General features: G+C 63.3%; 23 protein-coding genes and 4 pseudogenes. 10 read left to right on the forward strand and 17 right to left on the reverse strand.

Annotation, left to right across the window (positions count from 1 at the left end):
- Nucleotides 1-121: 121 nt before the first annotated feature.
- From RA167_RS08195 to RA167_RS08210, 4 genes are all read right to left on the reverse strand, one after another.
- Nucleotides 122-832 (reverse strand): ABC transporter ATP-binding protein, encoded by a 711-nt coding sequence (locus RA167_RS08195; protein WP_076785168.1) that lies wholly within the window; start codon nt 830-832, stop codon nt 122-124.
- Nucleotides 829-3,090 (reverse strand): ABC transporter permease subunit, encoded by a 2,262-nt coding sequence (locus RA167_RS08200; protein WP_083705968.1) that lies wholly within the window; start codon nt 3,088-3,090, stop codon nt 829-831. The genes RA167_RS08195 and RA167_RS08200 overlap by 4 nt, the downstream gene beginning before the upstream one ends.
- Nucleotides 3,087-4,034: a branched-chain amino acid ABC transporter permease gene (locus tag RA167_RS08205; protein ID WP_076787272.1), complete on the reverse strand. Its 948-nt coding sequence runs from the start codon at nt 4,032-4,034 to the stop codon at nt 3,087-3,089. Before RA167_RS08205 ends, RA167_RS08200 begins: the two co-directional genes overlap by 4 nt.
- Before the next feature lie 309 nt (nt 4,035-4,343).
- The gene (locus tag RA167_RS08210; protein WP_083705969.1) at nt 4,344-5,621 is read right to left on the reverse strand and encodes a YbfB/YjiJ family MFS transporter; all 1,278 of its coding nucleotides are present in this window, start codon (nt 5,619-5,621) and stop codon (nt 4,344-4,346) included.
- 177 nt (nt 5,622-5,798) lie between these two features.
- Here RA167_RS08210 and RA167_RS08215 point away from each other — a divergent pair.
- Nucleotides 5,799-6,112: pseudogene (locus tag RA167_RS08215) on the forward strand (LysR family transcriptional regulator); the annotation flags it as partial.
- Between the two features lie 80 nt (nt 6,113-6,192).
- Here RA167_RS08215 and alaS read toward each other — a convergent pair.
- Nucleotides 6,193-8,817, reverse strand: coding sequence for an alanine--tRNA ligase (alaS, locus tag RA167_RS08220; protein WP_076785169.1), 2,625 nt, complete (start codon nt 8,815-8,817; stop codon nt 6,193-6,195).
- 161 nt (nt 8,818-8,978) lie between these two features.
- Here alaS and RA167_RS08225 point away from each other — a divergent pair, with 161 nt between their 5' ends.
- Nucleotides 8,979-9,110: a CoA transferase gene (locus RA167_RS08225; protein WP_217697085.1), complete on the forward strand. Its 132-nt coding sequence runs from the start codon at nt 8,979-8,981 to the stop codon at nt 9,108-9,110.
- Here the strand turns inward: RA167_RS08225 and RA167_RS08230 are convergent.
- Nucleotides 9,077-9,253 (reverse strand): annotated as a pseudogene (locus RA167_RS08230) (gamma-glutamyltransferase); the annotation flags it as partial. The gene RA167_RS08225 and the pseudogene RA167_RS08230 overlap by 34 nt on opposite strands.
- A gap of 34 nt (nt 9,254-9,287) precedes the next feature.
- The gene (locus RA167_RS08235; RefSeq protein ID WP_076785170.1) at nt 9,288-9,497 is read right to left on the reverse strand and encodes an ornithine carbamoyltransferase; all 210 of its coding nucleotides are present in this window, start codon (nt 9,495-9,497) and stop codon (nt 9,288-9,290) included.
- 225 nt (nt 9,498-9,722) lie between these two features.
- Between RA167_RS08235 and RA167_RS08240 the strand changes: the two genes are divergently transcribed.
- Nucleotides 9,723-11,531: a glutamine--tRNA ligase/YqeY domain fusion protein gene (locus RA167_RS08240; RefSeq protein ID WP_237574232.1), complete on the forward strand. Its 1,809-nt coding sequence runs from the start codon at nt 9,723-9,725 to the stop codon at nt 11,529-11,531.
- Between the two features lie 60 nt (nt 11,532-11,591).
- Here the strand turns inward: RA167_RS08240 and RA167_RS08245 are convergent, their stop codons facing one another.
- Together RA167_RS08245 and RA167_RS08250 are read right to left on the reverse strand one after the other, a co-directional pair.
- Nucleotides 11,592-12,479: an EamA family transporter gene (locus RA167_RS08245; protein ID WP_076785172.1), complete on the reverse strand. Its 888-nt coding sequence runs from the start codon at nt 12,477-12,479 to the stop codon at nt 11,592-11,594.
- A 260-nt stretch (nt 12,480-12,739) separates the two neighbouring features.
- Nucleotides 12,740-12,985 (reverse strand): hypothetical protein, encoded by a 246-nt coding sequence (locus RA167_RS08250; protein WP_076787276.1) that lies wholly within the window; start codon nt 12,983-12,985, stop codon nt 12,740-12,742.
- Between the two features lie 127 nt (nt 12,986-13,112).
- On the opposite strand from RA167_RS08250, the pseudogene RA167_RS08255 reads away from it, so the two are divergent.
- Nucleotides 13,113-13,507: pseudogene (locus RA167_RS08255) on the forward strand (pirin family protein); the annotation flags it as partial.
- A 62-nt stretch (nt 13,508-13,569) separates the two neighbouring features.
- On the forward strand, nt 13,570-14,418 hold the full coding sequence (gene trxA / locus RA167_RS08260) for a thioredoxin (RefSeq protein ID WP_076785174.1): 849 nt from the start codon (nt 13,570-13,572) through the stop codon (nt 14,416-14,418).
- Here the strand turns inward: trxA and tcdA are convergent.
- Nucleotides 14,410-15,333: a tRNA cyclic N6-threonylcarbamoyladenosine(37) synthase TcdA gene (gene tcdA, locus RA167_RS08265; RefSeq protein WP_139336979.1), complete on the reverse strand. Its 924-nt coding sequence runs from the start codon at nt 15,331-15,333 to the stop codon at nt 14,410-14,412. The two genes, trxA and tcdA, sit on opposite strands and share 9 nt — an antisense overlap.
- Before the next feature lie 161 nt (nt 15,334-15,494).
- Between tcdA and pdxH the strand changes: the two genes are divergently transcribed.
- The 3 genes from pdxH to RA167_RS08280 all read left to right on the forward strand — a co-directional run bounded on the left by pdxH (nt 15,495) and on the right by RA167_RS08280 (nt 18,546).
- Nucleotides 15,495-16,133, forward strand: a complete 639-nt coding sequence (pdxH, locus tag RA167_RS08270) for a pyridoxamine 5'-phosphate oxidase (protein ID WP_076785175.1) — start codon at nt 15,495-15,497, stop codon at nt 16,131-16,133.
- Nucleotides 16,134-16,261: 128 nt separating this feature from the next.
- Nucleotides 16,262-17,476, forward strand: coding sequence for an SAM-dependent methyltransferase (locus RA167_RS08275; protein ID WP_076785176.1), 1,215 nt, complete (start codon nt 16,262-16,264; stop codon nt 17,474-17,476).
- Nucleotides 17,473-18,546 carry a DUF72 domain-containing protein gene (locus RA167_RS08280; protein ID WP_370642909.1) on the forward strand — a complete coding sequence of 358 codons (1,074 nt, stop codon included), beginning with the start codon at nt 17,473-17,475 and terminating at the stop codon, nt 18,544-18,546. The genes RA167_RS08275 and RA167_RS08280 overlap by 4 nt, the downstream gene beginning before the upstream one ends.
- Nucleotides 18,547-18,627: 81 nt before the next feature.
- Here RA167_RS08280 and msrA read toward each other — a convergent pair whose 3' ends face one another.
- Nucleotides 18,628-19,173: a peptide-methionine (S)-S-oxide reductase MsrA gene (gene msrA, locus RA167_RS08285; RefSeq protein WP_076787280.1), complete on the reverse strand. Its 546-nt coding sequence runs from the start codon at nt 19,171-19,173 to the stop codon at nt 18,628-18,630.
- 245 nt (nt 19,174-19,418) lie between these two features.
- Here msrA and RA167_RS08290 point away from each other — a divergent pair, with 245 nt between their 5' ends.
- Nucleotides 19,419-19,925: a flavin reductase family protein gene (locus tag RA167_RS08290; RefSeq protein ID WP_076785178.1), complete on the forward strand. Its 507-nt coding sequence runs from the start codon at nt 19,419-19,421 to the stop codon at nt 19,923-19,925.
- 58 nt (nt 19,926-19,983) lie between these two features.
- Here the strand turns inward: RA167_RS08290 and RA167_RS08295 are convergent, their stop codons facing one another.
- A complete protein-coding gene (locus tag RA167_RS08295) occupies nt 19,984-20,472 on the reverse strand; it encodes an Lrp/AsnC family transcriptional regulator (RefSeq protein ID WP_076785179.1) in 489 nt (162 codons plus the stop codon).
- Nucleotides 20,473-20,692: 220 nt separating this feature from the next.
- Here RA167_RS08295 and RA167_RS08300 point away from each other — a divergent pair.
- Nucleotides 20,693-20,839, forward strand: a pseudogene (locus tag RA167_RS08300) (acyl-CoA dehydrogenase); the annotation flags it as partial.
- A gap of 24 nt (nt 20,840-20,863) precedes the next feature.
- Here RA167_RS08300 and ppx read toward each other — a convergent pair.
- From ppx to pstB, 5 genes are all read right to left on the reverse strand, one after another.
- On the reverse strand, nt 20,864-22,372 hold the full coding sequence (ppx, locus tag RA167_RS08305) for an exopolyphosphatase (protein ID WP_076785181.1): 1,509 nt from the start codon (nt 22,370-22,372) through the stop codon (nt 20,864-20,866).
- Nucleotides 22,373-22,665: 293 nt separating this feature from the next.
- Nucleotides 22,666-23,979, reverse strand: a complete 1,314-nt coding sequence (gene phoR, locus RA167_RS08310) for a phosphate regulon sensor histidine kinase PhoR (protein WP_076785182.1) — start codon at nt 23,977-23,979, stop codon at nt 22,666-22,668.
- A gap of 60 nt (nt 23,980-24,039) precedes the next feature.
- Nucleotides 24,040-24,741, reverse strand: a complete 702-nt coding sequence (gene phoB, locus RA167_RS08315; protein ID WP_076785183.1) for a phosphate regulon transcriptional regulator PhoB — start codon at nt 24,739-24,741, stop codon at nt 24,040-24,042.
- Nucleotides 24,742-24,794: 53 nt separating this feature from the next.
- The gene (gene phoU, locus RA167_RS08320; RefSeq protein ID WP_076785184.1) at nt 24,795-25,499 is read right to left on the reverse strand and encodes a phosphate signaling complex protein PhoU; all 705 of its coding nucleotides are present in this window, start codon (nt 25,497-25,499) and stop codon (nt 24,795-24,797) included.
- 30 nt (nt 25,500-25,529) lie between these two features.
- Nucleotides 25,530-26,372: a phosphate ABC transporter ATP-binding protein PstB gene (gene pstB / locus RA167_RS08325; protein ID WP_170872472.1), complete on the reverse strand. Its 843-nt coding sequence runs from the start codon at nt 26,370-26,372 to the stop codon at nt 25,530-25,532.
- Nucleotides 26,373-26,376 lie beyond the last annotated feature (4 nt).

Here is a 26,376-nt window from a genome sequence, read left to right on the forward strand (position 1 = left end):
CGATGCGGGTCCGCACCGCCTATGAATTGTAGCGGGAAACGGCGCTGGCAGCCTACATCGCCGGCATGCTGACTAGGCTACAGCGCTATCACGCCATGCCGCCGTTGCGACTCGCGCGGCGCTACACCGACAGCCATTGCCGAGCAATCGCCGGCGTCGCCTCGAACTCGCTGCGCTCACCGGCGAAGACGATCTCGCCAAAACCCGACGGACCGCGTCCCATCACGTAGACGCGTCGCGCCAGCTCCAACGCCATTGCGGCACGCTGCTCAATCAGCACAATCGCAGTGCCGCGCGCAGCCAGCGTCGCCAGTGCAACGCCAAGCTCATCGACAACACGCGGCGCGAGACCCTCGGTCGGCTCGTCGATGATCAACACGCGGGGCTGCGCGGCCCACGCGCGGGCAATGGCCAACATCTGCTGTTCCCCACCGGAGAGCACGCCCGCCTTCACGTCGGCACGGACACGCAAGCGAGGAAACAACGCGTACAGCGACTCGATCACCGCCGGACTCCGTGCGCGTCGCGGCAGGCCGAGCAGCAAATTCTGCGCGACGCTCAATGTCGGGAACACATCGCGGGTCTCGGCGACATAGCCGACGCCGGCGCGGGCGATGTCCACGGTGCGTAGCGTGCCGATCTGCATGCCATCGAGTTCGATTGAGCCACACCGCTCAACCAGACCGACGATGGCCTTGGCCAGCGTCGAACGGCCCACGCCATTGCGGCCGAATACGGCGATGATCTCTCCGCCGTCCACGTGCATTGATACGTGCTGAATGACTCGCACGCCCTGGTATCCGGCCTCCAGGTGGCGTACGTCGAGCCTCATGGCGCACGCGCAGGGCCCAGGTAGGCCTCGCGCACGCTCGGATTGGCGCGGATCTGCGCCGGCGTACCGGTGGCAATGACCACGCCATCGACCAGCACCGAAATCCGATCTGCAAGATCGAACACTATGTCCATGTCGTGCTCGATTAGCAGGACCGTGCGTCCGTCTGCCATCCGGCGGATCAAGGCAAGCGCCTCGATGGCCTCTGCCCGGCTCATGCCGGCAGTCGGCTCGTCCAGCAACAGCAGTCGTGCACCACTGGCCGTGGCCATGGCCAACTCAAGCGCGCGTTGTCGGGCATAGCTCAGTTGCGCGGCACGGGCGCTAGCCTCATCGCCCATGCCCACCACCTGTAGCCAGTCGAGTGCGCGCTTACGCAGACCGCGCCATGCAGCAGGCTGTAGCCAGCGACAAAGCGGCCCGCCGCGCGGGCAAAGCATCGCACAGCACATATTATCCAGTACCGACAATTGCGCGAACAAGCTGGGGGTCTGCAAGCCCCGCGCGACGCCGAGGCGGGCGATCCGATGCGCCGCCAACCGCCGGATCGCCCTATCGTCGAGGCGCACGGTGCCCCGATCGACCTGCGTGACGCCGCTGAGCACGTTGAATACCGTTGACTTGCCTGCGCCATTCGGACCGATCAACGCATGGATCTCGCCGGCCTGCACGTGCAGTCGCACGCCGCGCAACACAGGTGTCGCGCGATAACTGACATGGACGTCGTCCAGCGTCACATCGAGCGCCGGGCTGCTCGGCACTTCCGGCCGTATCGCCGGCACGGGATCCACTGGTTTCACTTGTTTCGCCGTACTGGCTGCTTGCCCCTGCGCACTGATGGCAGCGCCTGCGACGATGACTGGTGCGGTGACTTCGGATACGGCTGGCCCCGTGGCTGCCGCAGAAGCATGGGTTGAAGCCATCGCTGCCAAAGAAGCATGAGCCGAAGCCATGGCTGCCGCAGCAGCAGAGGTCGAACGCAAGCCCGCCGCAACCCGGCGCGACGAACGCGGCACCGTGGCACGCAGCGCGAACGACGACACCGCCATCAATACCACACCGGCCACCGCTATGCCCCACCCATTGACGGCCTGCCAGCCCGGACTGATATCCGCGCCGGTATCGCCGAATCGCCATGCATAAACCGACTGAATCACAGCGATACCGCCGGCCAGCATGCCAAGCACTGCCAGAACACGTGCCATGCGTCGCCCGCTGAACCCCGGTAGCGCGCATCGCGCACGCCGGCTGTCTGCCAGTGATGGCGACACCCGGCGATGCAACCATGCACCGACCAGCCCGCCGGGCGCGAGTACCACAACGAACAGGAAAAAGAAGCCAACGTACATCGGCCACGCGCGGGTGATCGACGCCAAGCCGTTCGCGATCGACACATAAATCACGGCACCCAGTACAGGACCAGCAAACGTGCCGGTGCCGCCGATCACCACGGCGATCAACACAGTCGCGCATGTTGCAACGCTCGCATTGTCCGCAGTGGCGATCTCAAAGGTCACCACTGACAGCGCGCCGGCGACGCCGGCAAAAAACGCGGCGATGACCGTCATCGCCCATCTCACGCGCGATGGATCTACGCCGACGAATGCCGCCCGTCGCGGATTGTCGCGCACCGCATTGGCTACCCGCACGAGCGGCGTGCGCAATAACCAGGCAATCAGCATGCACGAGGCCAGTGCGACCGCGACCACCAGGCCGTAGGCCGAACGCGTCGAACCGAAATCGATACCGAGCCAGCCCGGGACGGCTCCGCGGTCGATCATCACGCCACCCACGCCGCCAAACCATTCCGGCACCGTGCTCGCGGCAGTTGCGACCAGTTCGCCGAGCCCTAGCGTCACCATCGCGAAGGTCACGCCGCCCCGGCGCGCACTGAGCCACCCGGCCGGGACTGCCACAAGCGCCGCACCTGCGCCGCCGACAACCGGCAGCCACGGCGCGGACAATGCCCACGCGTTGGCCGCACGCGCCGCCGCTAACGCGCCGATGCCGTAATACATCGCGTGGCCAAACGACAGCAAGCCGGTTTGACCGAGCAACAAATCGTACGACAGCGCGAATACAATCAGCACGGCCGCCTGAGACGCGAGCGCCAGCGCCGCGCCGCTCGGTTCGCCGTGCGCCAGCGGCAGCAGCGGCAGCGCGGTGAGCACGGTCGCCAATATCAGCCCACCCCACGGCGGTCGCCGCATATTGCGGTCAAGCCATACGCCACGCGGGGTCTCGCGATGCGTCATCATGTGTCCGGCTCCGCATGACCACGCACTAGCCCGCCCGGACGCAATGCCAACACGATGATCAGCAATACAAAGGGCGTCACTGGCGCGAGCTGTGCTAACGTGATACGGCTCCATGCGCCGGCGTCGCCTACCATCGGCAACACCCAATGGAGCAGTGCGCCGAGCCGTATGTCGAGTCCGACAAGCAGCGTCTGCACGATGCCGAACAATAACGACGCGACGAATGTACCAGCCAACGAACCCATTCCACCAGCCACGACGATCACGAACACGATCGAACCCAGCGTTTCGGCCATCGACGTATCCGTAACGAATGCCACGCCGCCGAGCACGCCGGCCACCGCGGCAAGCGCCGCGCCGCCCGCGAACACCTGAGTTTGCACACGAGCGACGTCATGGCCCAGCACCTGCACGGCGTGCGGATGCGTGCGCGCGGCCGCGATCACCAGGCCGATGCGGGAATACCGCAGCAGCAGCGCACAGAGGCCGAGCACGCCAGCGGAGATCGCCATCATGAAGGCGCGAAGACGAGAGAATGCCACCGCATGCCAATTCACCAGTGCGCCATCGAGCCACTGCGGCACGACGGCGGGCAACGGCGAGCGGCCCCATCCCAATTGCACAAACTCGGCGATCAGATACGCCAGGCTAAAGGTCGCCAGCAACTGGGCAAGTGGCCCGTGACGGTGCACGCGGCGCAGCACGCCAAGCTCGAAAGCGGCAGCCAGGCCGGCCACCGCGGCCGGCGCGAGGATCAACGCGGCGGCAAAGCCACCGTAGCGCGCGACCGTGTAGCCGATGTAGGCACCGAGCATGTAGAAACTCGCATGCGCAAAGTTCATCACGCCCATCAAGCTGAACACAAGTGTCAACCCGGCACACAACAGGAACAACAGCAACCCATAGCTCAGGCCATTGAGCAATACGACAACGAACGATTGCATCGCTAAATCCGCGGGCATTCGACGTATCGCGTCCGCCGCCCCGCTATCGAACCAGTGGTTCGAGCACCGCGCGCAACGGGTCGGTCAATCAGTTCGGCGCGGCAGCGCGGACAATACCGGTAGTCGCTGCCCAGCGCACCTGCGGGTGTCGATCCCATCATCGTTTGAAATGCGCGAAAGAGCCGCCTATTGTATCGGTTTTGAGGCGCCGCCTGGCCGCGCCGTGCATTGTCTGCCGCACGCCGACGACGCAACGGGCCAACAACGCAACGGACCAACGATGCAACGGGCCGGTGGGCGCGTGGCCGGTTAGCGCTCGCGCGCCCCTGCCGCACGGGCCACCGCCACCAACAGGGCCGCGCCGAGCAACAGCGCCGCCAGCGCGAGCCCGAGTGCGGGCGAGAACGATCCTGTGCGCGCAGCGATCGGCGCGGCCACCAGCGGCCCAGCGATCTGCCCGAGGCCATAGGCGGCGGTCGCATAGCCCATCAGTCCAGCGGCCCTTTCGCCGTGCAGGCGGCGCGCCTCGCGCATCGCAAACAGCGTGATCGCCGTGAACGGCAGCCCGACCAGCAAACTACCGAGCGCGAAACCCGCGAGCGTCGGTAATGCGATGCCAAGCCCGATGCCCGCGGCCTGCATCACGTAGCAGATCGCCAGCGACAGCCGATTGTCCCAGTGTGCCGGCAGCCGTGCGCCCAGCAGCGCGCCCGGAATAATCGCCGCCCCGAACACCGGCCAAAACAGATCAGGCCATGGCGAGCCGGCGGGCAGCGCCTGTCGCGCGATGACCGGCAGGAACGTCGCGGTCATGATGTAGCCGAATCCAGCCAAGCTATAGAGCCCGCACAACCAGTACGCGTCGGCACGCGCGATGCGCATGGACGGTGACGGTGGCACGAGTTGAGACGCCGCGGATCCGTGGGACGTGGCCCCCATCCGGCCGTCGCCCGTTGGGCGTTCGGCCGCGAATCGCCGCCACACGAGCGCGGACAGCGCCGCCGACAGCAAGGCAAAGCTCAGCCAGCCGGTCGCCGCGCCGTCGTGCGTCACGGCACGGGTTGCCAGCCCGGTGATCAGAATCCCGACACCCGGCCCGGTATAGATCACCCCGCTCCAGCGCACGGCACCGGTACGGGCCAGCTGCCGCAAGCCCCATTGCGATGCAAACACGACCGTCCATGCGCTGATCACGCCCGCCATCGCGCGCAGCGCCGCCCACGCCCAGAACGCATCGGTCAGGCCCATCGCTGCAGTCAGCACGACCGTAGCAACGAGCCCGCCGCGTATCATCCGCGCGGGGTCCGCACGCAGCGCCGCACACGTCACCGCGCCCACGAAATAGCCAGCGTAGTTGAACGACGCGAGCCAGCCGCCGCCGGCGATGTCGATCAGCCCGTCATGCAGCATCACCGGCAGCAGCGGCGTGAACGCGAACCGTCCGACGCCAAGCGCCACCGCGAGGGCCATCGCGCAGGCCAATGCCGTCCATGCCGGCGCGGTGTCCGCTGGGGCCTGCGCCAACGGCCGCACCCGATGCCCGCCCACGCGCGAGTCCGGCGCTTGGGACGGCAGCGGGCTCGGCATGGCTGCCCTGGCACACGGAGCGTGCGTGGATTCGGCAGACGGTGAAGTCTGGTCGGGATGGGACAAGGACACGGCAACACCTCCGTAGGAAAACCAATGAGACGATTCGAGCGTAGCAGTATCGCACTATCTCAAAAAATGAATTATCCAGATATTTCACATCTTCATAAAATAACAATGGATCTTGCTGCGTTGTCGATCTTTCGCACCGTCGTTCGTGAAAAGGCATCACACGCGCCGCAGCGAAGCTGCATCGGGTGCAGTCAAACGTGACGACGCGGATCAAGCAGCTCGAAGAGGCACTCGGCGTGCAGCTGTTCGTTCGAGAAGGTCGCAAGCTGGTGCTGACGCCGACGGGCCATACATTGCTCGACTATGCCGAGCGCCTGCTTGCGCTGGCCGACGAAGCACGCGATGCGCTCGCCGACGAGCGTCCCCACGGCAGGCTGCGGCTAGGAGCAATGGAGAGCACTGCCGCAACGCGCTTGCCGCCCCCACTGCGTCCGCGGGCCGCGCTGCGTGAGCGCCACCGCACCGCCGCCGCGACACGGCGGTTATTTCCGCAGCATGCTTACAGCTGCGCCTGGACCCATTCCCTGACGCCGGAGAGCGCCGCCGACAGCTTCGACGGATCGGTGCCGCCCGCCTGCGCCATGTCCGCACGGCCGCCGCCCTTGCCGCCGACCTGCTGCGCAACAAAGTTGACCAACTCGCCGGCCTTGATCTTCTGGCTCGCGTCGGTCGTCACGCCGGCGATCAAGCTAATCTTGCCGCCGTCAACGCTCGCCAGCACGATCGCGGCATGCTTGAGCTTGTCCCTCAGCTTGTCGACCGTTTCGCGCAGCGTCTTCACATCGGCGCCTTCGAGCTGAGCCGCCAGCACGCGCATGCCCGCCACGTCGACCGCCTGGCTCGCCAGTTCGTCGCCTTGGCTCGACGCGACCTTCGATTTGAGTTGTGCGAGCTCCTTTTCCTGCGCCTTGAGCTGGTCCTGCACCTGCGCGATGCGCGGCGTCAGTTCCGCCGGCTGGACTTTCAATGCCGCAGCAGCCCCCGCGAGCGTCGACTCCAGGTCCTGCACATAGCGCAGCGCATTGTCACCGGTGATCGCCTCGACACGACGGATGCCGGCCGCCACCCCTGCTTCGAACACGATCTTGAACAAACCGATGTCGCCAGTGCGCTGCACATGCGTGCCGCCGCACAACTCTCGCGAGAACCCCAGGTCGAGCACGCGAACCTCGTCGCCATACTTTTCGCCGAACAGCGCCATCGCACCCGACTTGACCGCATCGTCGAACGGCAACACCCGCGCGATGCCCGGCGTATTGGCCAACACCTCGGCGTTGACTAACGCCTCGATGCGACGAATCTCGTCGTCGCTGAGCGGCGCATTGTGCGAGAAATCGAAACGGGTCTTATCTGGATCGACCAGCGAGCCCTTTTGCTGCACATGCGGACCCAGCACCTCGCGCAGCGCCTTGTGCATTAGGTGCGTCGCCGAGTGATTGCGTGCGGTGCGGGCGCGCCGCTCGGCATCGATACGGGCGCTGACGACATCGCCGACCTTCAGCTCACCCTGCTCGAGGATACCGTGGTGGCCGACCACGTTGGCCTGGACCTTCAACGTGTCGGACACGGCAAAGCGCACCGTCGCATTGCTGATCGTCCCCTGGTCGCCAACCTGGCCGCCCGACTCCGCATAGAAAGGCGTTTGGTCAAGCACGACCACACCCTGCTGGCCCGCCCGCAGCGACGGCACCGCCGTGCCATCGGCATACACCGCAACGACCTTGGCATCGTCGAACACGTGCTTGTCGTAGCCGTGGAATGTCGTCTTACCGCCCGTGTAGTCGAGCGCCTGGGCCATCCGGAACTTGCCCGCCGCACGCGCCTGCTCGCGCTGGCGCGCCATCGCTTCGTCGAACGCCACCTCATCGACGCCGATGCCCCGCTCACGGCACACATCCGCTGTCAGGTCCAGCGGGAAGCCGTACGTATCGTGCAGTTTGAATGCAAGTTCACCGTCGAGCACTTTCGCACCGCGCGCCGCAAGCTCGGACAACGCGGCGTCCAGAATCGACATCCCGTGCTCGATCGTCTCAAAAAAACGCTCCTCTTCCTGGCGCAGTACGTCAGTCACGCGCTGCTGCGCCGCCTTCAGTTCCGGATACGCGGTCCCCATCTCGCCGACCAGATCCTCGACTAGTCGATGAAAGAACGGGCGCTTGCGACCCAGCTTGTAGCCGTGGCGGATCGCGCGGCGTACAATGCGGCGCAGCACGTAGCCGCGCCCCTCATTGCCCGGGATCACACCGTCAACGATCATGAAGCCGCACGCGCGGATATGGTCGGCGATCACCTTCAGCGAGTTGTGCGCGAGATCCGACACGCCGGTTTCGCGAGCCGCCGCGGCAATCAGCCGTTGGAACAAATCGATCTCGTAGTTGCTGTGCACGTGCTGCAATACCGCGGCGAGCCGCTCCAGGCCCATGCCGGTATCGACACACTGCTTGGGCAACGGCGTCAGGTTGCCTTGCGCATCGCGGTTAAATTGCATGAACACAAGGTTCCAGATCTCGATGAAGCGGTCGCCCTCCTCGTCGGCCGATCCGGGCGGCCCGCCCCACACCTGCGGGCCGTGATCATAGAAGATCTCCGAGCACGGGCCACAGGGACCGGTCTCGGCCATTTGCCAGAAATTGTCCGAGGCATAGCGCGCACCCTTGTTGTCACCGATGCGGATGATCCGCTCGAGCGGCACGCCAATTTCGTTGGCCCAGATGTCGTACGCCTCGTCGTCCTCGTGGTAGACGGTCACGGTCAGCTTCTCTGGCGGCAACTGGTAAACACGCGTGAGCAGCTCCCACGCATAGTGAATCGCGTCGCGCTTGAAGTAGTCGCCGAACGAGAAGTTGCCCAGCATCTCGAAGAACGTATGGTGCCGAGCGGTATAGCCGACGTTCTCCAGGTCATTGTGCTTGCCGCCGGCTCGCACGCTGCGCTGCGCGGTCGTGGCCCGCGAGTACGGTCGCGTCTCGGTGCCCAAAAACACGTCCTTAAACTGCACCATGCCGGAATTGGTAAATAGCAGCGTTGGATCGTTGGCAGGCACCAGGCTCGACGAGCGAACAATCGTATGGCCCTTCGATTCAAAGAACTTCAGGAACTTCTCGCGGATTTCAGCGGCTTTCATAGCGTGCTTCGAGTAGTCTGTCGCTGGCGCGCCAGCGCATCGGGTGTGAATCCGGACACGGACGCGCCCGTTTAAACAATTGATTATACGGGATGGGCGTACCGGCCCACCCCCGTATCATCGCTGCAACCGTTGCACTTGCAAGGAGACATGCTCGGTTTATGGGAGCCCTGACTTACCTGCGCGTATTGGCCCCGACGCGCGTGCTCGCCGATCCCGGGTCCGCACAAACGGTGGCGGACTTCAGCGCGGATGTGATCCAGAAGTTCGTGTTCGGCGGCAACAACTCATGATGAAAGCGCATCGCGGCAATGGTCTCATTGGCCGGCGTCTTAAAGCCGTACAGGTCGATAATGACCTAAAACACGGACGTGAAGACGCACGAGCCGCCTGGCGTGCCGATCACCAGCGCGAGCTTGCCGTCCCGCATGAGGAGTAAGGACTACGTTTTTATCACCCCGGATCACGCATCAATGGCCCGCGCCAACCAGGCCACCGGCGGCCGCACCCACTACCGTGCCCAGCGGCCCACCGGTTAGCACATAACCCAGCGCGCCCCCGGCCGCCGCACCAATCGCCGCGTGTTTTTCCGAACGCGACAACGATCCGCATGCGGACAATGCCGGAACTAGCGATACCAGGACCACCACTTTTGCAAGCGTCGACGCCTTCGCGTTCATTTCTTCTCCTTATGACCGGATCCTCGCGCATGCGCGAGCGCAAGGATCGTAAGAGAGCGGGGCGCGGAGTGGCAATCGCTTTTACGCGTTGTTACAGGTGCTATGGTCGCGGCAGCCCCCAGCGTGATCGCGCTGCATGGCCCGCGCCGCGCCGTCACGTCGGGTAAAATGCAATGTCATGAACATCGTCCGGCCCGGGCACGGGCCGGCCCACCCTGCCCGCTCATGAATATCGAACGCAAAGACGCAAGATCGGGCGCCCAGCCCGGCCAACACCCTGTCACCCCTGCTGGCGCGCCGCCAGGCGGCAGCGGTCCGGGCGCGCCAACGAACGCATCGGCCGAACCGGCCGCCGCGTCGAACTTCATCCGCAACATCATCGACGACGACAACCGGTCCGGGAAGTGGGGCCAACGGGTCGAGACGCGCTTCCCGCCGGAGCCGAACGGCTACCTGCACATCGGTCACGCCAAGAGCATCTGCGTGAATTTCGGCATCGCGCGCGACTACGGCGGCGTTTGCCACCTACGCTTTGACGATACGAACCCGGAAAAGGAAGATGTCGAGTATGTGAACTCGATCATCGACGCGGTCCGGTGGCTCGGCTTCGATTGGCAGAAGGACGGTCGCGAGCACCTGTACTTCGCCAGCGACTACTATGACAAGCTGTACGCGTTCGCCGAGCTGCTGATCCAGCGCGGCAAGGCCTATGTGGACAGCCAGAGCGCGGAGCAAATGCGCGCCACGCGCGGCACACTGATCGAGCCGGGCACGCCGTCACCGTATCGCGACCGCACGCCGGAGGAAAACCTGGCGCTGTTTCGCCGGATGAAGGCGGGCGAATTCGCCGAAGGCGCGCATGTGTTGCGCGCCAAGATCGACATGGCGTCGCCGAACATCAACATGCGCGACCCGGTCATCTACCGAATCCGCTTCGCCCATCACTATCGCACCGGCGACGCATGGTGCGTGTATCCGATGTACGACTACACGCACTGCATCTGCGATGCGCTGGAGAACATCACGCATTCGCTGTGCACGCTCGAGTTCGAGGATCATCGGCCGCTGTACGACTGGTTTCTCGCGGAGCTGGCCGATGCCGGCGTCTTCACGCGTCCGCTGCCACAGCAAATCGAGTTTTCGCGGCTCAACCTAACGTACGTAGTCACGAGCAAACGCAAGCTGCTGCAGCTGGTTGAGGGCAAGCACGTGGACGGCTGGGACGATCCGCGCATGCCGACAATCGTCGGGTTGCGCCGTCGGGGCTTCACGCCGGAGAGCATCCGGCTGATGTGCGAACGCACCGGGCTGACCAAAGTTAACTCGTGGATCGATTTCGGACTACTCGAGGCGGCGCTGCGCGAGGATCTGGACGAGAAGGCGCCTCGCGCGATCGCCGTACTCGATCCGCTCAAGCTTATCGTGGACAACTATCCGCAGGATAGTGAAGAACTATGCAGCGCACCGGTGCATCCCCATCACCCGGAGCGCGGCACGCGGACCTTTCCGTTCTCGCGGGAGCTGTGGATCGAGCGCGAGGACTTCAACGAAAACCCACCAAAGGGCTATTTCCGGCTGTTCCCGGGCAATCGCGTGCGGTTGCGCTATGGTTTCGTCGTCGAATGCACGGGCGTGGACAAGGATGATCACGGCAACATCGTCGCGGTGCATTGCCACTATTTCGCGGACAGCAAGTCAGGGACCGAAGGTTCAAACCATTACAAGGTCAAGGGCAACATTCATTGGGTCAGCGCCGCGCATGCGTACCACGCCGAGGTGCGCCTGTACGACCGGCTGTTCAAGGAGCCGCAGCCAGATGCCGGCGGTCGCGACTTCCTCGAGGCGCTGAACCCGGATGCTAAGCGCGTGGTGACTGCCTACCTGGAGCCAGGCGCACAACAGTTCCTGCCCGAGGACCGGACTCAGTTCGAGCGGCACGGCTACTTTGTCGCCGACCGTGTCGATTCGGTGCCCGGCCAGCCGGTGTTCAACCGGATCGTTAGCCTGCGCGACAGCTGGGGCAAATCCGCGTAACGGGTTGCATGCGGTGGACGGCGTCGTTGCACAAGCCGCGCCGGGTTGGCGCCGCCATGCTCAAGCTCGGCGTACGCGCGCCAGCCGATCGCTCAACCCGCGGCCGAACACGTTCACCAGCAAGCCGCCCATCACCAGCACCGCACCGAGCCATTGCGGCAGGGTGAGCGCCTCGCCGAGCCACAGCGCCGCGGCGCTCAGCCCGACGATCGGCACCAACAGCGAAAACGGCGCGACCTGCGCGGCCGGATAGCGCGTCAACAAGCCACCCCACAAGCTGTAGCCGAGCAACGTGGCGACGAATGCCAGGTAGACTACCGCGAACACCGACGCAGCCGAGATCTGGCCAAGCGACGACCAGATCTGCGCCGGCCCCTCGAACCAAAAGGACAGTGCGAGGAAAGGCAATGGCGGGATCAGGCTGGACCAGACCACCAGCCCCAACAAGTCGACCCTGCCGATTCTGCGCATCACGACATTGCCCAGCGCCCACATCGATGCCGCGAGCAGCGTGAGTACAAAGCCAGCAACCGTCATGGCATGACCACCCTGTATGCCGATGATTGCTAACCCAATCGCCGCAATCGCCAGCGCGAGCAGGTTGTGCGCTCGCCAATGCTCACCGAGCAGCAGCGCAGCGAACACCAGTGTGAAGAACGCCTGCGATTGCAGCACCAGCGACGCCAGTCCGGCAGGCATCCCAACGTACATGGCCATGAACAGCAACGCTAACTGGCCAAATGCGATGGTCGCGCCATAAGCCAGAAAAAGCGGCCACGGCACGGTTGGCCGCCTGACGAAGAACACGGCGGGAAAAGCCGCCAGCAGGAAACGCAGCGCACCGAGCAGCATCGGCGGCACGCCGTGCAGCCCGACCTTGATGACGACAAAATTGACACCCCATACCGCGATCACAACGAACGCGAGCAGCAGGTCCTTTGGCGACATCGGGCACTCCTTGGCGGATGATTGCGGGGTGTGTTGTGGTGTGTGTGCCGCGCGGCGGCCTTGCCTGAGCCACGCGAATAGCTATCAGGATAACCCGCCTATCGCGCTTATGGAGCAGGTGAGAGGATCGGCAGCACGCCGCGCCGATCAAAAAAGCCTCGCCCGCCGATGCGGGAGAGGCTGTGTGAAACACGATGATGCCGCGCTCGCGGCGCGCGACGCATCGAACGCGACCGCCCCCGCGGCCGCACCCGGATCGGTTACTTCGAACCGGTACCGCTGCTGTCGGCGTTGCGCGCCGCCTTTTGTTGCTCGGCGCTCTTCCCCTTCGCACCGTGATGGTGGCGTGCATGGTGCTTTTTAGCCTTCGCGCCGCTGGCGGCCGCCGGCGCGGACGCGGTTGCGGCAGGCGCGGACGCCGCCGCGGGCGTCGATGCCGCGCCTTGCGCGAATGCCGCGGAAGCGGCAAACAGACTAGCGGTCAATGCAATCAGCAGCTTGCTCATGTCGGACTCCTTTTCCGAACGCGCGAAACAGTCGCGCTTGGCTACAAAAACGCGATGACCAATGACACCGTTGACGGCAAAAAGTAAGCAGTTGTAACGCCCCGTACAGCGCCACGTACACGGCGACGACCACATGGGACCGGCGTGCTTTCTCGCCGGCAGCGGCCTCGATGTGCGCCCTCACCCACACAGCGGACTGGCCACCGTGACCTATTTGCTCAACGGCGCACTGCTACATCGCAACTCGCTCGGCTCGATTCAGCGCATCGAGCCGAGCGATGTCAACTGAATGATCGCCGGCCGCAGTATCGTGCACTCGGAACGCACACCGCAGGGCGAACGAGCGGGCGGCGCTCATGTGATGCTCGCCGGTGGCACGCCACTTGACGGCGAGCGCTTTATCCACTGGAATTTCGTTTCCAGCTCACGCGAGAAGACCAAGCGCACGCGACAGGCGTGGCGGCAGCAGACGATGGACAAGGTGCCCGGCGAGGCCGACTGGTTCCGCTGCCGGACCGTTGAATTACGTGGGCTCGACCTCATCTGTCAGTCGGATAGCCCATTTCTTTTTTGCGAGGAACATGATGGACACGACGCTTGAGACTTTCGAGCAGGACGTGATCGCCGCATCGAGAAACGTGCCGGTATTGGTTGACTTCTGGGCGCCCTGGTGCGGCCCGTGCAAGGTCCTCGGCCCGCTGTTGGAGAAAATCGAGCGCGAGTACGGTGGACGCTTCAAGCTCGCGAAAGTCAACTCGGACGAAAATCCGCAGCTGTCACAGCATCTTGGCATTCGCAGCATTCCGCACGTCATCGCGTTCGTCGACGGCCGGCCAGTGGACCAGTTCGTCGGCGTGCTGCCGGAAGGGCAATTGCGCCGCTTCATTGACCAGTTGGTGCCCGACGCCGCTGAAACCGAGCGCCGCGCCGCGCACGCACTGCATGCCCAGGGCCGCACCGACGAAGCGCTGGGCCGGTTGCGCACGGCACTGGCACTCGACCCAGGATTTGACGAGGCGCGCCTAGATCTGATCGAGTGGCTGCTCGACGACGATCGTTTCGATGACGCGCGGGCTGAGGCCGAATTTCTGTCGCCACGGACCACGCAGGGCATCGACGCGCGCTACAACGCGCTGAAGACCCGGCTGGACGCAGCCGCGGTGGCCACCGAGTTGCCCGATACGAGCGCGCTGGAAGCGCGCATCGCGAACGATCCGGGGGATCTGGAAGCACGCTTTGACCTTGCTAGCCAATGGATCACCGCACGTCACTATGCTGGCGCGCTCGAGCAGTTGCTGGAGATCGTCAAGCGCGACCGCTCGTTCCGTGACGACATCGGCCGCAAGACGATGCTGTCAGTATTCGATCTCGCATCAGGGCAGCCGCACCTGGTCTCGGAGTGGCGCCGCAAGCTGAGCAGCGCGCTATTCTGAGCCGCCGCGCGCCGCATCCGGCTGGCGCAAGGCCAGCGCGCGCAGCACGTAAGCTGCCGCGGCAAAGCCGAAGCCGCCGGTCACGCATACACTCGAGCCGAAGCCCGCGCAGTTGAGCCCGATCGGCGCCGTGCCGGCGTCCGGTGCGGTAGCGCGCGCGGCCTCTTCGCCGTCCAGGTCGCAAGCGGCCGCCTGCGGATAGATCAACGGCTCATCGGAGTAGACTGCCGGAACGTTGAACTTGGCCTTCGGCCCGCGTGGAAATCCGTGGTGTTGACGCAACTGTGCCCGTACCTTGGATAGCAGCGGATCCTGAATGGTACGGGCCAAATCGTCGATGCGAATACGCGTCGGATCGAGTTGCCCACCCGCGCCGCCCACCGTCACCAGCGGCACCCGGTGCCGGACGCACCATGCGATCAGCGCCGTCTTGGTGCGTACGCTATCGATGGCATCGACGATGAAGTCGTACCCGACGCCCAGCCGCACGTCCAGGTTGTCGGCTTCGACAAAATCCTCGACCTGCGTGACTACGCACTGCGGGTGAATTGCCGCAATCCGCTCAGCCATTGCGCCGACCTTCGGTTTGCCATAGTTGCCGTTCAACGCATGGATCTGGCGATTCGTGTTGCTTTCCGCGACGTGGTCTAGGTCGATCAGCGTCAAGCGCCCGATTGCACTGCGCGCTAGTGCTTCGGCCACCCACGAGCCGACCCCACCGATGCCCACGACTGCGACATGACAGCGCTCGAATGCCTGCAGCGCGGCTGCGCCGTACAATCGTGCTATGCCGCCGAAACGGCGCGGATGGTCAGCTGTTTCGAATTCCCCGGTTTCCGGGGCCGAATTGGCTGGCGCCGCGCGCGCGGCGCACGACTCGGATGACGCGTTGTGAATAGCATGCGGAATGGACATGGTCTGACGCTGGAGAGGCAAGAGAAGCCCCGCCGCGCGTAATGCGCGATGCGGCGGCCAAACCGCTATTGTGCCTTGCCTAAGGCTGCCGCGTCGCCCCGTCGAGCGGCTATCGTCGTCTTCCGATATACTCGACCCATAGTAAGCGACCGCATAAAAAGATGAGCTCCCTCGCTGATCTACGCAAGCACTACGCGCTTGGCACATTATCGAAGGCCGATGTCGACGCCGATCCGATCAAGCAGTTCGAACGCTGGTTCGAACAGGCGCTCGATGCCCAGCTCCCCGAACCGAATACGATGACACTGGCCACCGTCGACGAGCGTGGCCGGCCGGACGCCCGCATCGTGCTGATCAAGGGGGTCGATGCGCAAGGTTTCACATTCTTTACCAACTACCAAAGCCGCAAGGGTCGCGAACTGGCGCACAACCCATACGCCACGCTGCTCTTCTATTGGATTGAGCTAGAACGCCAGATCCGCATTGAAGGCAAGGTGAACAAGACCACCGACGCCGAAAGCGACGCTTATTTCGCATCCCGTCCGGTCGGCTCACGCATCGGTGCATGGGCGTCGGAGCAAAGCGCGGTGCTGCACGATCGCGCGGAACTGCAAGCGCGTGAAGCACACTTCGCGGCACAATTCGGCGACAACCCGCCGCGGCCGCCGCACTGGGGCGGCTACCGGCTGGTGCCAGACGCGATCGAGTTCTGGCAGGGGCGGCCATCGCGGCTGCACGATCGAATCCAGTACCTGCGCAATCCGGACAACACGTGGAAGATCGTGCGCCTGTCGCCGTGACCCTGTCCGCCGATGCCGGCACCTTGTGAAGCCAAGCTTCACGCGGGGTCGCGTCGCGGACCGGGAGGTTTGCATCACAGACGAACAATAGTTGCTTTGCTTGCGTTTCAACGAACAGGAGAATTCTTATGTTCTGGGAAAAAAAGCTTGCGCAATGGGTTTCGCAGGTGCGCGAAAAGACCAATCTGCCCGCACGTTTGGTCCTATGGAACGGACAGCAACATGATTTCGGCACGTTTGCGGCACCGCAGGTCACGCTGAAGGTCAACACGGCGGCGGCGCTGCCGCTGCTGCTAGACCCGAGCCTGGACCACCTCGGCGAAGCGTATATCAAGGGCAAGATTGACATCGAGGGTAAGCTATCCGATGTGATCCGCATCGGCTATTCGCTGGCTCGCAGCACGGTCACCCATGCCAGCAAGCTGGCGCGCGTGCGGCGCTATTTCACGCACACGAAAGCCTCGGATAAAAAGGCGATCCAGTACCACTACGATGTGTCCAACGAATTCTACAAGCTGTGGCTGGACAAGAACATGGTCTATTCGTGCGCCTATTTCGAAAATGGCGACGAGGATTTGGATACCGCGCAACTGAAGAAAATCGACCACATTCTGACCAAGATTCAACTGCAACCTGGGCAGCGGCTGCTCGATATCGGCTGCGGCTGGGGCACGCTCGTGCTGCGTGCAGCGCAGAAGTTCGGCGCCCAGTGCGTTGGCGTCACACTGTCCGAAAATCAATTCGCGCTGGCCACGCAACGCGTCAAGGACGCGGGACTGCAGGACAAGATTGAGATTCGGCTGCAGGACTACCGCGACGTGTCGGGGCAATTCGATCGCGTCACCAGCGTCGGCATGTTCGAACACGTCGGTCGCAAAAACCTGCCGCTGTACTTCAGCAAGATCCGCGAGTTGCTCACGGACGATGGCATCGCCATGAACCATGGCATCACGTCGAGCGACTTCGCCAGCGGCGAAACCGCGCTGGGCGGCGGCGAGTTCATCGATAAGTATGTTTTCCCCGACGGCGAACTGCCCCATATCAGCCTGGCGCTGGAAGCGATGCAGCGCGGCGGGTTGGAGGCCATCGACGTCGAGAGCTTGCGTCGCCACTACGCGCGCACGCTCGAGTTGTGGACCGAGAATTTTGAGCAATGCGCGGCCGAAGCGAAAACACTCGTCGATGACGAGAAATTCCGCATCTGGCGTGTGTACCTAGCTGGATGCGCGTACGCGTTCGACAACGATGATGTGTCGATCTATCAAGTGGTATGCCGCAAAGCCGGACGACCCGCGTACACGCTGCCCTGGTCGCGCCGCTACATGTACGCCAATCCACTGTGACCGAGCAAGCGCCACCGGACGACGGCCAATTTCATTTGTTCGGCACGCCCCCGCCGGCGGCCGCTACCGGCAAGCCCGCGGCCGCCGCGTCGGCGCGCCATCGCTCGCGCGGGGAGATCCTGCCGGCGCGCATCGACGAGCGTTGTCAGCGACTGGGCGCCGCGTTGCCGCCCAACGTGCGCCTCGGCACATCGTCGTGGTCGTACCCGGGATGGAACGGCATCGTCTATGACGACGAATATAGCGACAGCCGTCTGTCGCGCCATGGGTTAGCCGCCTACAGTGCGCATCCGCTGCTGCGCAGTGTTAGCATCGACCGGACCTTCTATGCGCCACTGACCGTCAGCGACTATGCACGTTACGCGTCGCAGGTGCCCGATGCTTTCCGCTTCACGGTGAAGGCAACGTCGAGCATTACCGATGCGACGGTGCGTGGCGAGCGCGGCATGCCGGGCGAAGCCAATCCATGCTTCCTCGATACCGAGCTGGCGCAGCGCGAGTTCATCGAGCCGTGCCTGCAAGGGCTCGGCCACAAGGCGGGCGCACTGGTGTTCCAGTTTCCGCCGTTGCCCGACAGATGGATCGCCGATCCAGCCGCGTTCGTCCAGCGCTTGCAGCCGTTTCTGGAGGCACTACCCGCGCTGCCCGACGGAGTCGTGTACGCAGTGGAGATCCGCGACGCAATCCTGCTGACGCCCCGGCTGATGAAGGCCCTGCGGGCCGCGCGCGTGCGCTACTGCATCGGCATCCACACCCGGATGCCATCCGTGCAACGCCAGGCTGCCGCGCTGGCGCTGCTCGACGGCGACACACCTGGCCCGTTGGTCGTGCGCTGGAATCTTCACGCGGGGTTGAAGCACCAGCAGGCAGAAGCGCGGTACGCGCCTTTCGACACGATGCTCGATGAGGACCACGACACGCGCGAGGCGCTCGCCGCGCTGGCAGCGCGCCACGCACGCGCAGGTCAGTCCGTGCTGATCACAGCCAGCAACAACGCCGAAGGATGTGCTCCGCTCTCATGCATCGCGCTGGCCGACGCAATCGCTGCCCATCTAGCTCCTCCTGCATAGTCTCGCCGCTGTGCGTGGTGTCGCGCAGCGGGCTTGGCCAGGGGCCCTGTCTCAGCGTGCCGGCGCGAGCACGGGACTGCGCTATGCACGGCGCGACTTGAGCCGATGCGCAAAAAGCTGCCGGAACTTGCCCACCTTCGGCGCGATCACGAACGAGCAGTAGCCCTGTGCCGGGTGGTTCGCGAAGTAGTTCTGGTGATAGGCTTCGGCCGGCCAATAGTTCCCCGCCAGCGGCTCGATCCGCGTGACGATGGGCGCATCATAGAGTCGGCGCTCCGCCAGCTCATCGCGCATCGCCATCGCAATGCGTGCCTGTTCATCCGAATGCGTAAAGATCACCGACCGGTACTGGGTGCCAACGTCGTTACCTTGCCGATTCAGTTGCGTCGGATCGTGCGTAGCAAAAAAAATTCCCAGGATTTCGCGATAATCGATCACCGCCGGATCGAACGTCAGATTGACGACCTCCGCATGCCCAGTCTCGCCGCTGCACACCGCTTCGTACGATGGAGCGTCGACATGGCCGCCCGCATAACCTGACTCCACGGCCGTGACGCCTTCGACATCCAGGAACACCGCTTCGAGGCACCAGAAACATCCTCCACCCAGCGTCGCCACTTCGCTCATCATTGCCCCTATTAGTCAGTCAGTCCCCGCCGAGTCAGGGATCCCCATCGAGTCGCCTCCCGTCATCGTGCGACATGCCCACCGGGCCTTGCTGCCCGCCCGTCCCATCGGCGTGAGATACCGCCGGGACGCCCCCGGCTGCTCGATCAGCCGGCCCGCGCCCGATCCGCTACAATCACCGCTTCATCTCACTCAATGCTTTACTGTTCACGTATGCGCCCCCGGCGCGCCGCTCGCACTCAACCATGAAGTCCGCCGCCCCTCCCAACTTCGATACTGCCGCGTTCCGGCTCGCACTGGGCGAATTCGCCACCGGCGTGACTATCATCACGACGCGCGCCGAATCGGGACAATTAATCGGCATCACCGCCAGTTCGTTCAATTCCGTTTCGCTGACGCCCCCCCTCGTGCTGTGGAGTCTGGCGAAACGGGCAAGCTCGATGACCGTATTCGAAGTCAATACACATTATGTTGTCAATGTGCTTGCCGCGTCGCAGCTCGCACTGTGCCGCCGCTTCGCGACGCTGAAAGGCGATCGATTTGCCGGCGTGGCGCATGCGGCTGGCGACACCGGCATGCCAATACTGGATGGCGCCCTCGCGTGGTTCGAGTGCCACAATCGCAGCCGCTACGACGAGGGGGATCACGTGATCTTCGTCGGCGAGGTCGAGCGCTGCGGCGTCACGGGTGATTCGCGCGAACCGCTGGTGTTCCATCGCGGCGGCTTTCATACTGTCGATCCGCTCGGCTGAGCCCAGTTCGGTTAAACCCGGCGCAACCGAATCCGCTCGGCCGAATTCCGCGCAGGCTTCAACGCGCGCGAAGCAGCAGTTCGACCGGAACGCCAGCGCCGTCTTTCAACGTCTGCAGCACGATGTTCGAACGAACATCCATGACGCCCGGCGCCTTGTACAACCGACTGAGGATAAAATCCGAAAAGTGCTTCAGGTTATGTGATAGCACACGCAACACGTAGTGGCTTTCCCCGGTCACGACGAATGCGCCGACCACTTCAGGCCAATCGCGCAATGCGGCGGCGAACTTCTCGTGCCAATTCGGCTGGTCATTGCGCATCGATACCTGGACGAAGGCCTCCAGCTCGAAGCCCAGCTTCTCGCGGGACAACGACGCACGATAACACTCGATCACGCCCTGCTCCTCGAGCAACCGCATCCGCCTAAGACAAGCAGACGGCGACAGTGCAATCCGCTCCGCCAGTTCGAGATTACTGATGCGGCCCTCCTCCTGCAGCAGTATCAGGATCTGGCAATCGATCGCATCGAGTGACATCGACTGCATAAAATTCTCCCCGTCTCCTTCATTAAAGAATTTTATGCGATTTCGGTTCGGCACCGCACACCGAATCGCAAGCACTTTCGATACCCGTCCATTTATCTTTTCGAGTATATAACGGGCCCGCCGCCTTGGCTAATCGCTCCCGCTCGACACACTGCCATGACCCGTGCGCATCGAGCATCCGAACGGTTACGAGGTCATGCAGACGCTGATCGAGCGCGGTGTGATTGGCGGCAACGGAATCTCGGACGCGTTCAGCGTGGCCCGACACCTGGTGAATCTGGAAGTCGTCAATACGTACGAGGGCACGCACGACGTCCCTGCACTGATCCTCGGACGTGCGCAAACAGGCATCCAGGCGTTTTTCTGATCCCACGCGTCAAGATAGTGCGCGTCAATCTAGATAGACGACCCGGTAGTGCCGGCCGATTTTTTTCCACTCAGCCGCTTCCTGGACCAGGCTGTACTCAATCAGCGGGTTATCGTCAACCCAGCTGCGCGGCAAGCGCACCTCAAAGCCACCATCATGCTCGCATACAGCCAACCTCGGGATCGCCACGTCAACCCGGCGACGGCATAGCAGCACGGCCAACCGTAGGCAGAACAACAGGCACCAGTCCAGATCCCGCGCCTGCGCGAGCTTACCCAGCTTGCCAGCGTGGCCGAGCACGAGCGCCGCCAGCCGCGCTTGGTCAGTGCGCGAGAATCCGGGCATGTCGGCATAGCTCGCGATGTACGCCGAATGCTTATGGTAGGCACTGTGCGAGATTGACAGGCCGATTTCATGCAGCATCGCGGCCCAGCCGAGCAGTAGCGCCCCTTCCGTACGCCGCTGCGGATCGGTTTCCTTCAGTTGACCGTAAAAACCGGTTGCCAGCGCGGCGATGCGCTCGGCTTGCGCGCGATCGACGCCATAACGCCGCGAGAAGCCTTCCACCGTCACTGCACGCTTGTCCTGGTGCTGTGAGCGGCCCAGCAGGTCGTACAGCACACCGAGCCGCAATGCGCCATCGGTCGTGTCCACGTAGTCAATGCCCAGCTCCTCGAACACCGCCAGCATAATCGATAGGCCACCGGCCAACACCGGCACACGGTCGGCCTTGAGGGCGACCAGCTTGAGCCGGTTCACGTTTTCCGCCTTGATCAGCGCGCGCTTCAGGCGCTCCAGTCCACCACGCGTGATGCCGTGCGTCACGCCAGCGTCGTTGAATTGATTGGCCTCGACCAGTTCCGCGATCGCCCGCGCCGTGCCGGACGAGCCGACCGCCTGATCCCAGCCCGCCCGCTTGTACAGACTGGAGATGATTTGGATCTCGCGCTTGGCGGCCAGTCCCGCCTGGTGCATCGCGTAGTCGTCGACGTTGCCGCTCGGGAAGAACTGCCGGCTGTGCGTCACGCAACCGATGTACAGGCTCTCCATCATCAGCGGTTCGTATTCCTCGCCGATGATGAATTCGGTCGAACCGCCACCGATATCAAACACCAGCCGCTTGCCGTGGCTCACCGGCATCGAATGCGCGGCACCCGCATAAATTAGGCGTGCTTCCTCGCGCCCGGCGATGACCTCAATCGGAAAGCCCAGTGCACGCTCGGCCTCGCCAAGGAACTCGCTGGCGTTCTTCGCGACCCGCAGCGTGTTCGTGGCCACCGCCCGCACGTGGTCCGGATGAAAATCGCGCAGCCGCTCGCTGAAGCGCTTGAGCGCGTCCCAGCCACGTAACTGCGCTGGCCGATCGAGGAACTTGTCACGCGTGAGACCGGCAGCGAGCCGCACGGGCTCACGCAACGCGTCCACGGGGTAAATCTGCGTGCCGACGGCAGTGTCCTCTACGCGTGCGACGATAAGCCGGAAGCTGTTGGAGCCTAGGTCGACGGCAGCGAGCAGGTGCGGGGTCTTGTGCATAGGTCAATGGCGGGCCGGATTGCCGACCGTACCAAAATAACGGATAGAATGGGTGACAGTGCCGTTCTGGTTACAGCGCGTCATAACCTTATCATCATACTGTGATAGCTTCCGCAAGTGCCTGAGCCCCAGGTGCCGACGCTTGAACGCAGGTTGCGAAGTCCCGTTGGTGCCGGCGCTTGAATACGGCTGGTAAAGCCCCGTTGGTGCCAGCATTCAAACGCGGCTGGTGAAGCGCCGTTGGCGTCAGCATCCAAACGCGGTTGGTGAAGCGCTGTTGGCGCCAGCATACGTCAGGCCGCCCCACTGCGCCCGTGTATCACCCGCGACGGCGGGAAACTGACTGAGAACGTGCTGCCCTTGCCCTCCTCGCTGGCAATATGCAAGTAGGCATCGTGGCGTTGCAGCACGTGCTTGACAATCGCCAGCCCGAGCCCGGTGCCGCCGGTGTCACGCGAGCGGCTGCGATCGACGCGATAGAAGCGCTCGGTCAACCGCGGAATATGTTCGGCCGGAATGCCCAGCCCGGTGTCGGCGACACTAAACACGGCGCCGTCACGCTCGGCGCGCCACGTCACCTGGATTGACCCACCGGCCGGGGTATAGCGGATCGCATTGCTGACCAGATTGCCGAGCGCACTGAGGATTTCGCTTTCCGTTCCCACCACGTTGAGTTCGTCGTCGGCTTCGAAGCTGAAGTGGTGCCGCCCGCCCGACAATCCCAACGCTTCGTTACGCAGATGCTGCAGCATCGCACGCATGTCAATTGGCTGCTTGGCCGGCGGCTTGGCGTCGCCCTCCAGATTGGCGAGCACCAACAGGTCGTTGACGATCGTCTGCATCCTTGCCGCCTGCTGCGCCATGATATCCAGGTATCGGCCGCGATCCAATTCCGAAATCGGCAACTCGCGCATCGTCTCGAGAAATCCGGACAGCACAGTCAACGGCGTTTTCAGCTCATGTGACACATTAGCGACGAAGTCGCGCCGCATCGCATCGGTGCGCTCCAACTCGGTAATATCCTGGGTGAGAATCAGCTTGCGGTTGTCACCATACGGGAAAACCTGCACCGACAGGATATGTTGCCGACTTGTACCCATGCCCCGCATCGTCAACGCCTTGTCGTACTGATGGCTGTTTAGGTAGCGCACGAAATCGGGCTGGCGCACCAGGTGGGTAACGTGCTGGCGCAAATCGCGTTTCACATCAAGCCCGAAGTGCTGCTCGCCGATCGCATTGCACCATTCAATCTGGTTGTGATCGTCGAGCATCATCACGCCGTTGGGTGAGGCCTGGATGCCCTGGATGAACCGCGTATGCTGCTGCTCCACCTGCCGCACCTGTGCGTGCCACCGCTTGGCAAGCCGATGCAAGCGGTAATAGATCTCGCCCCACAACCCCGGTGCACTCGGCACTTCCCCATAGACCGGCGCATCGAGCAGCCGCCACAGGCGGTGCGTGTGGTAAGTGTTGAAAAGCGACTGCGCGAGCAGCGCGAGCAACGCGAACGACAGCGCCGCGTCCACATTGACCGCAAAGGCGATTGCCGTGGCGACACAACCCAGCAAGACCAGCGACATGAGCGAGCGCGCCCAAATAATATTCATGTCGGAGCGAAGAGTGCCGCGAAACAAGCGACGAAGGTGCGGGTGCCGACGGCACCAGCGTCAGACTGTCTTGGCCAGCCGGTAGCCGCTGCCGCGCACTGTCTCAATCATAGCATCGCAGCCGGCCGGCTTGAGCGCGGCACGCAGCCGCTTGATGTGCACGTCCACCGTGCGCTCTTCGACGAACACGTGGTCGCCCCATACCTGGTCGAGCAGTTGCGTGCGGCTGTGCACGCGTTCCGGATGCGTCATAAAGAAATGCAGCAGGCGAAATTCGGTCGGCCCAAGGTCGAGCTGGGTTTCCTCGCCGTTGCCGTTCGCCACGACGCGATGCGTCGCCGGGTCCAGTCGCAAGCCGTTGATCGACACGACATCCTCGGTGAGCTGCGGCGCGCGGCGTCGTAGCACCGCCTTGATACGTGCCATCAACTCCTTGGGAGAAAACGGCTTGGTCACGTAGTCATCGGCGCCGATCTCCAACCCGAGCACCTTGTCCTGCTCCTCGCCCCGCGCAGTCAGCATGATGATCGGGATGTGCTTGGTGCGCTCGTTGCTGCGCAACTCGCGTGCGAATGCAACGCCCGACTTGCCAGGCAGCATCCAGTCGAGCAACACCAGGTCCGGCAGGACATCACTGATCAAATTCAGCGCCTGCTCGGCGTTGTACGCGCGAATCGGACAGTGTCCCGCGTGCTGCAGGTTCACCGAAATCAACTCGGCAATCGCGGGCTCATCCTCGATCACGAGAATGCTGCTAGGCATCGGCACCTCTTTCGCCTTTCTAGGATCGTACAGTTAAACGAAGCAGCGCAGTCCTACAACAGCGCTTCACGCTCGAGCTGGTCGCGTGGCACGTGCCGCACGTCCGTGCCCTTGACAATGTAGATGATGAACTCGGCGATGTTCTTCGCATGGTCACCGATACGCTCGACCGCCTTCGCGACGAACAGCAGATCCAGCCCAGCCGAAATCGTGCGTGCATCTTCCATCATGTATGTCACGAGCTTGCGCACGAACGTCCGGAATTCGTCGTCGATCGCCTTGTCGTCGCGCACGATCTGCGCGGCAGCGACCGTGTCCAGCCGGGCAAACGCGTCCAGCGCGCGACGCAGGATTGACGTCGCCATGTCGCCGGCCAGCCGGATTTCCGCGATGTTCACTGTACGCGCATTGCCATCCTCCATGATTCGCTTCACGCGTTTGGCGATCTTCTCTGCTTCGTCGCCGGCGCGTTCCAGGTTCGTGATCGTCTTCGAGATGGCCATCAGCAGCCGCAAGTCGCGCGCCGCGGGCTGGCGCCGCGCGATGATATGATTGCACGCCTCGTCGATCTCGACTTCCATCGAGTTGAGCCGCGCCTCGTCGGCGATCACTTGGTCGGCTACCTCGGCGTCAAAATGGTTCAACGCCTGCATCGCCTTGATGATCTGCGACTCCACCAGCCCCCCCATCTCGAGGACTCTGGACGAAACCTGGTTCAGGTCCGCGTCGAACTGGCTGGACAAATGCTTGTCGGACATGATGCCCTCCCGTCTTGGTAATCTGCTCGATTAACCGAAGCGACCCGTAATGTAGTCTTCTGTTTCCTTGCGCACCGGCTTGATAAAAATTTTCTCGGTGCCCCCAAACTCGATCAGCTCGCCCAGGTACATATAGGCAGTGTAGTCCGAACAGCGCGCCGCCTGCTGCATGTTGTGCGTGACGATGACCACCGTATAGTCGCCCTTCAGTTCAGCAATCAACTCCTCGATGCGGCCGGTCGAGATCGGATCGAGCGCCGAGCACGGCTCGTCCAACAGCAGCACTTCGGGACGGATCGCAATGCCACGCGCGATGCACAGCCGCTGCTGCTGGCCGCCGGACAACCCATAGCCGCTTTGCTGCAGTTTGTCCTTCACTTCGGTCCACAGCGCGGCCTTGGTCAGGGCCCATTCAACACGGTCATCCATTTCCGAGCGCGACAAAGTCTCGAACATCCGCACGCCAAACGCGATGTTGTCGTAGATCGACATCGGAAACGGCGTCGGTTTCTGGAACACCATGCCGACCCGCGCACGCAGCAACGAGATGTCGCGGGTGGTCGCGAGCAGGTTCTCGCCGTCCATCAAGATCTCGCCCTCGGCGCGTTGCTCTGGATACAGCGCAAACATCTTGTTGAACGTGCGCAGCAGCGTGGATTTGCCACAACCGGATGGGCCGATGAAGGCAGTGACCTGTTTCTCGGGAATGCTCAGATTGATGTTCTTCAACGCATGATATTTACCATAGAAAAAGTTCAGGTTTTTCACCTCGATCTTTGGCTGTACCAGCACGCGGGCGCCGCTTTTGGCCGGATCGAGCGGAATCGGCGTGTTGGCACCGGTACGAGAAGGGTCGAGGTGGCGCTCAGCCATGTTC

The sequence above is a fragment of the Mycetohabitans endofungorum genome (genome assembly GCF_037477895.1).
Lineage (GTDB): Bacteria > Pseudomonadota > Gammaproteobacteria > Burkholderiales > Burkholderiaceae > Mycetohabitans.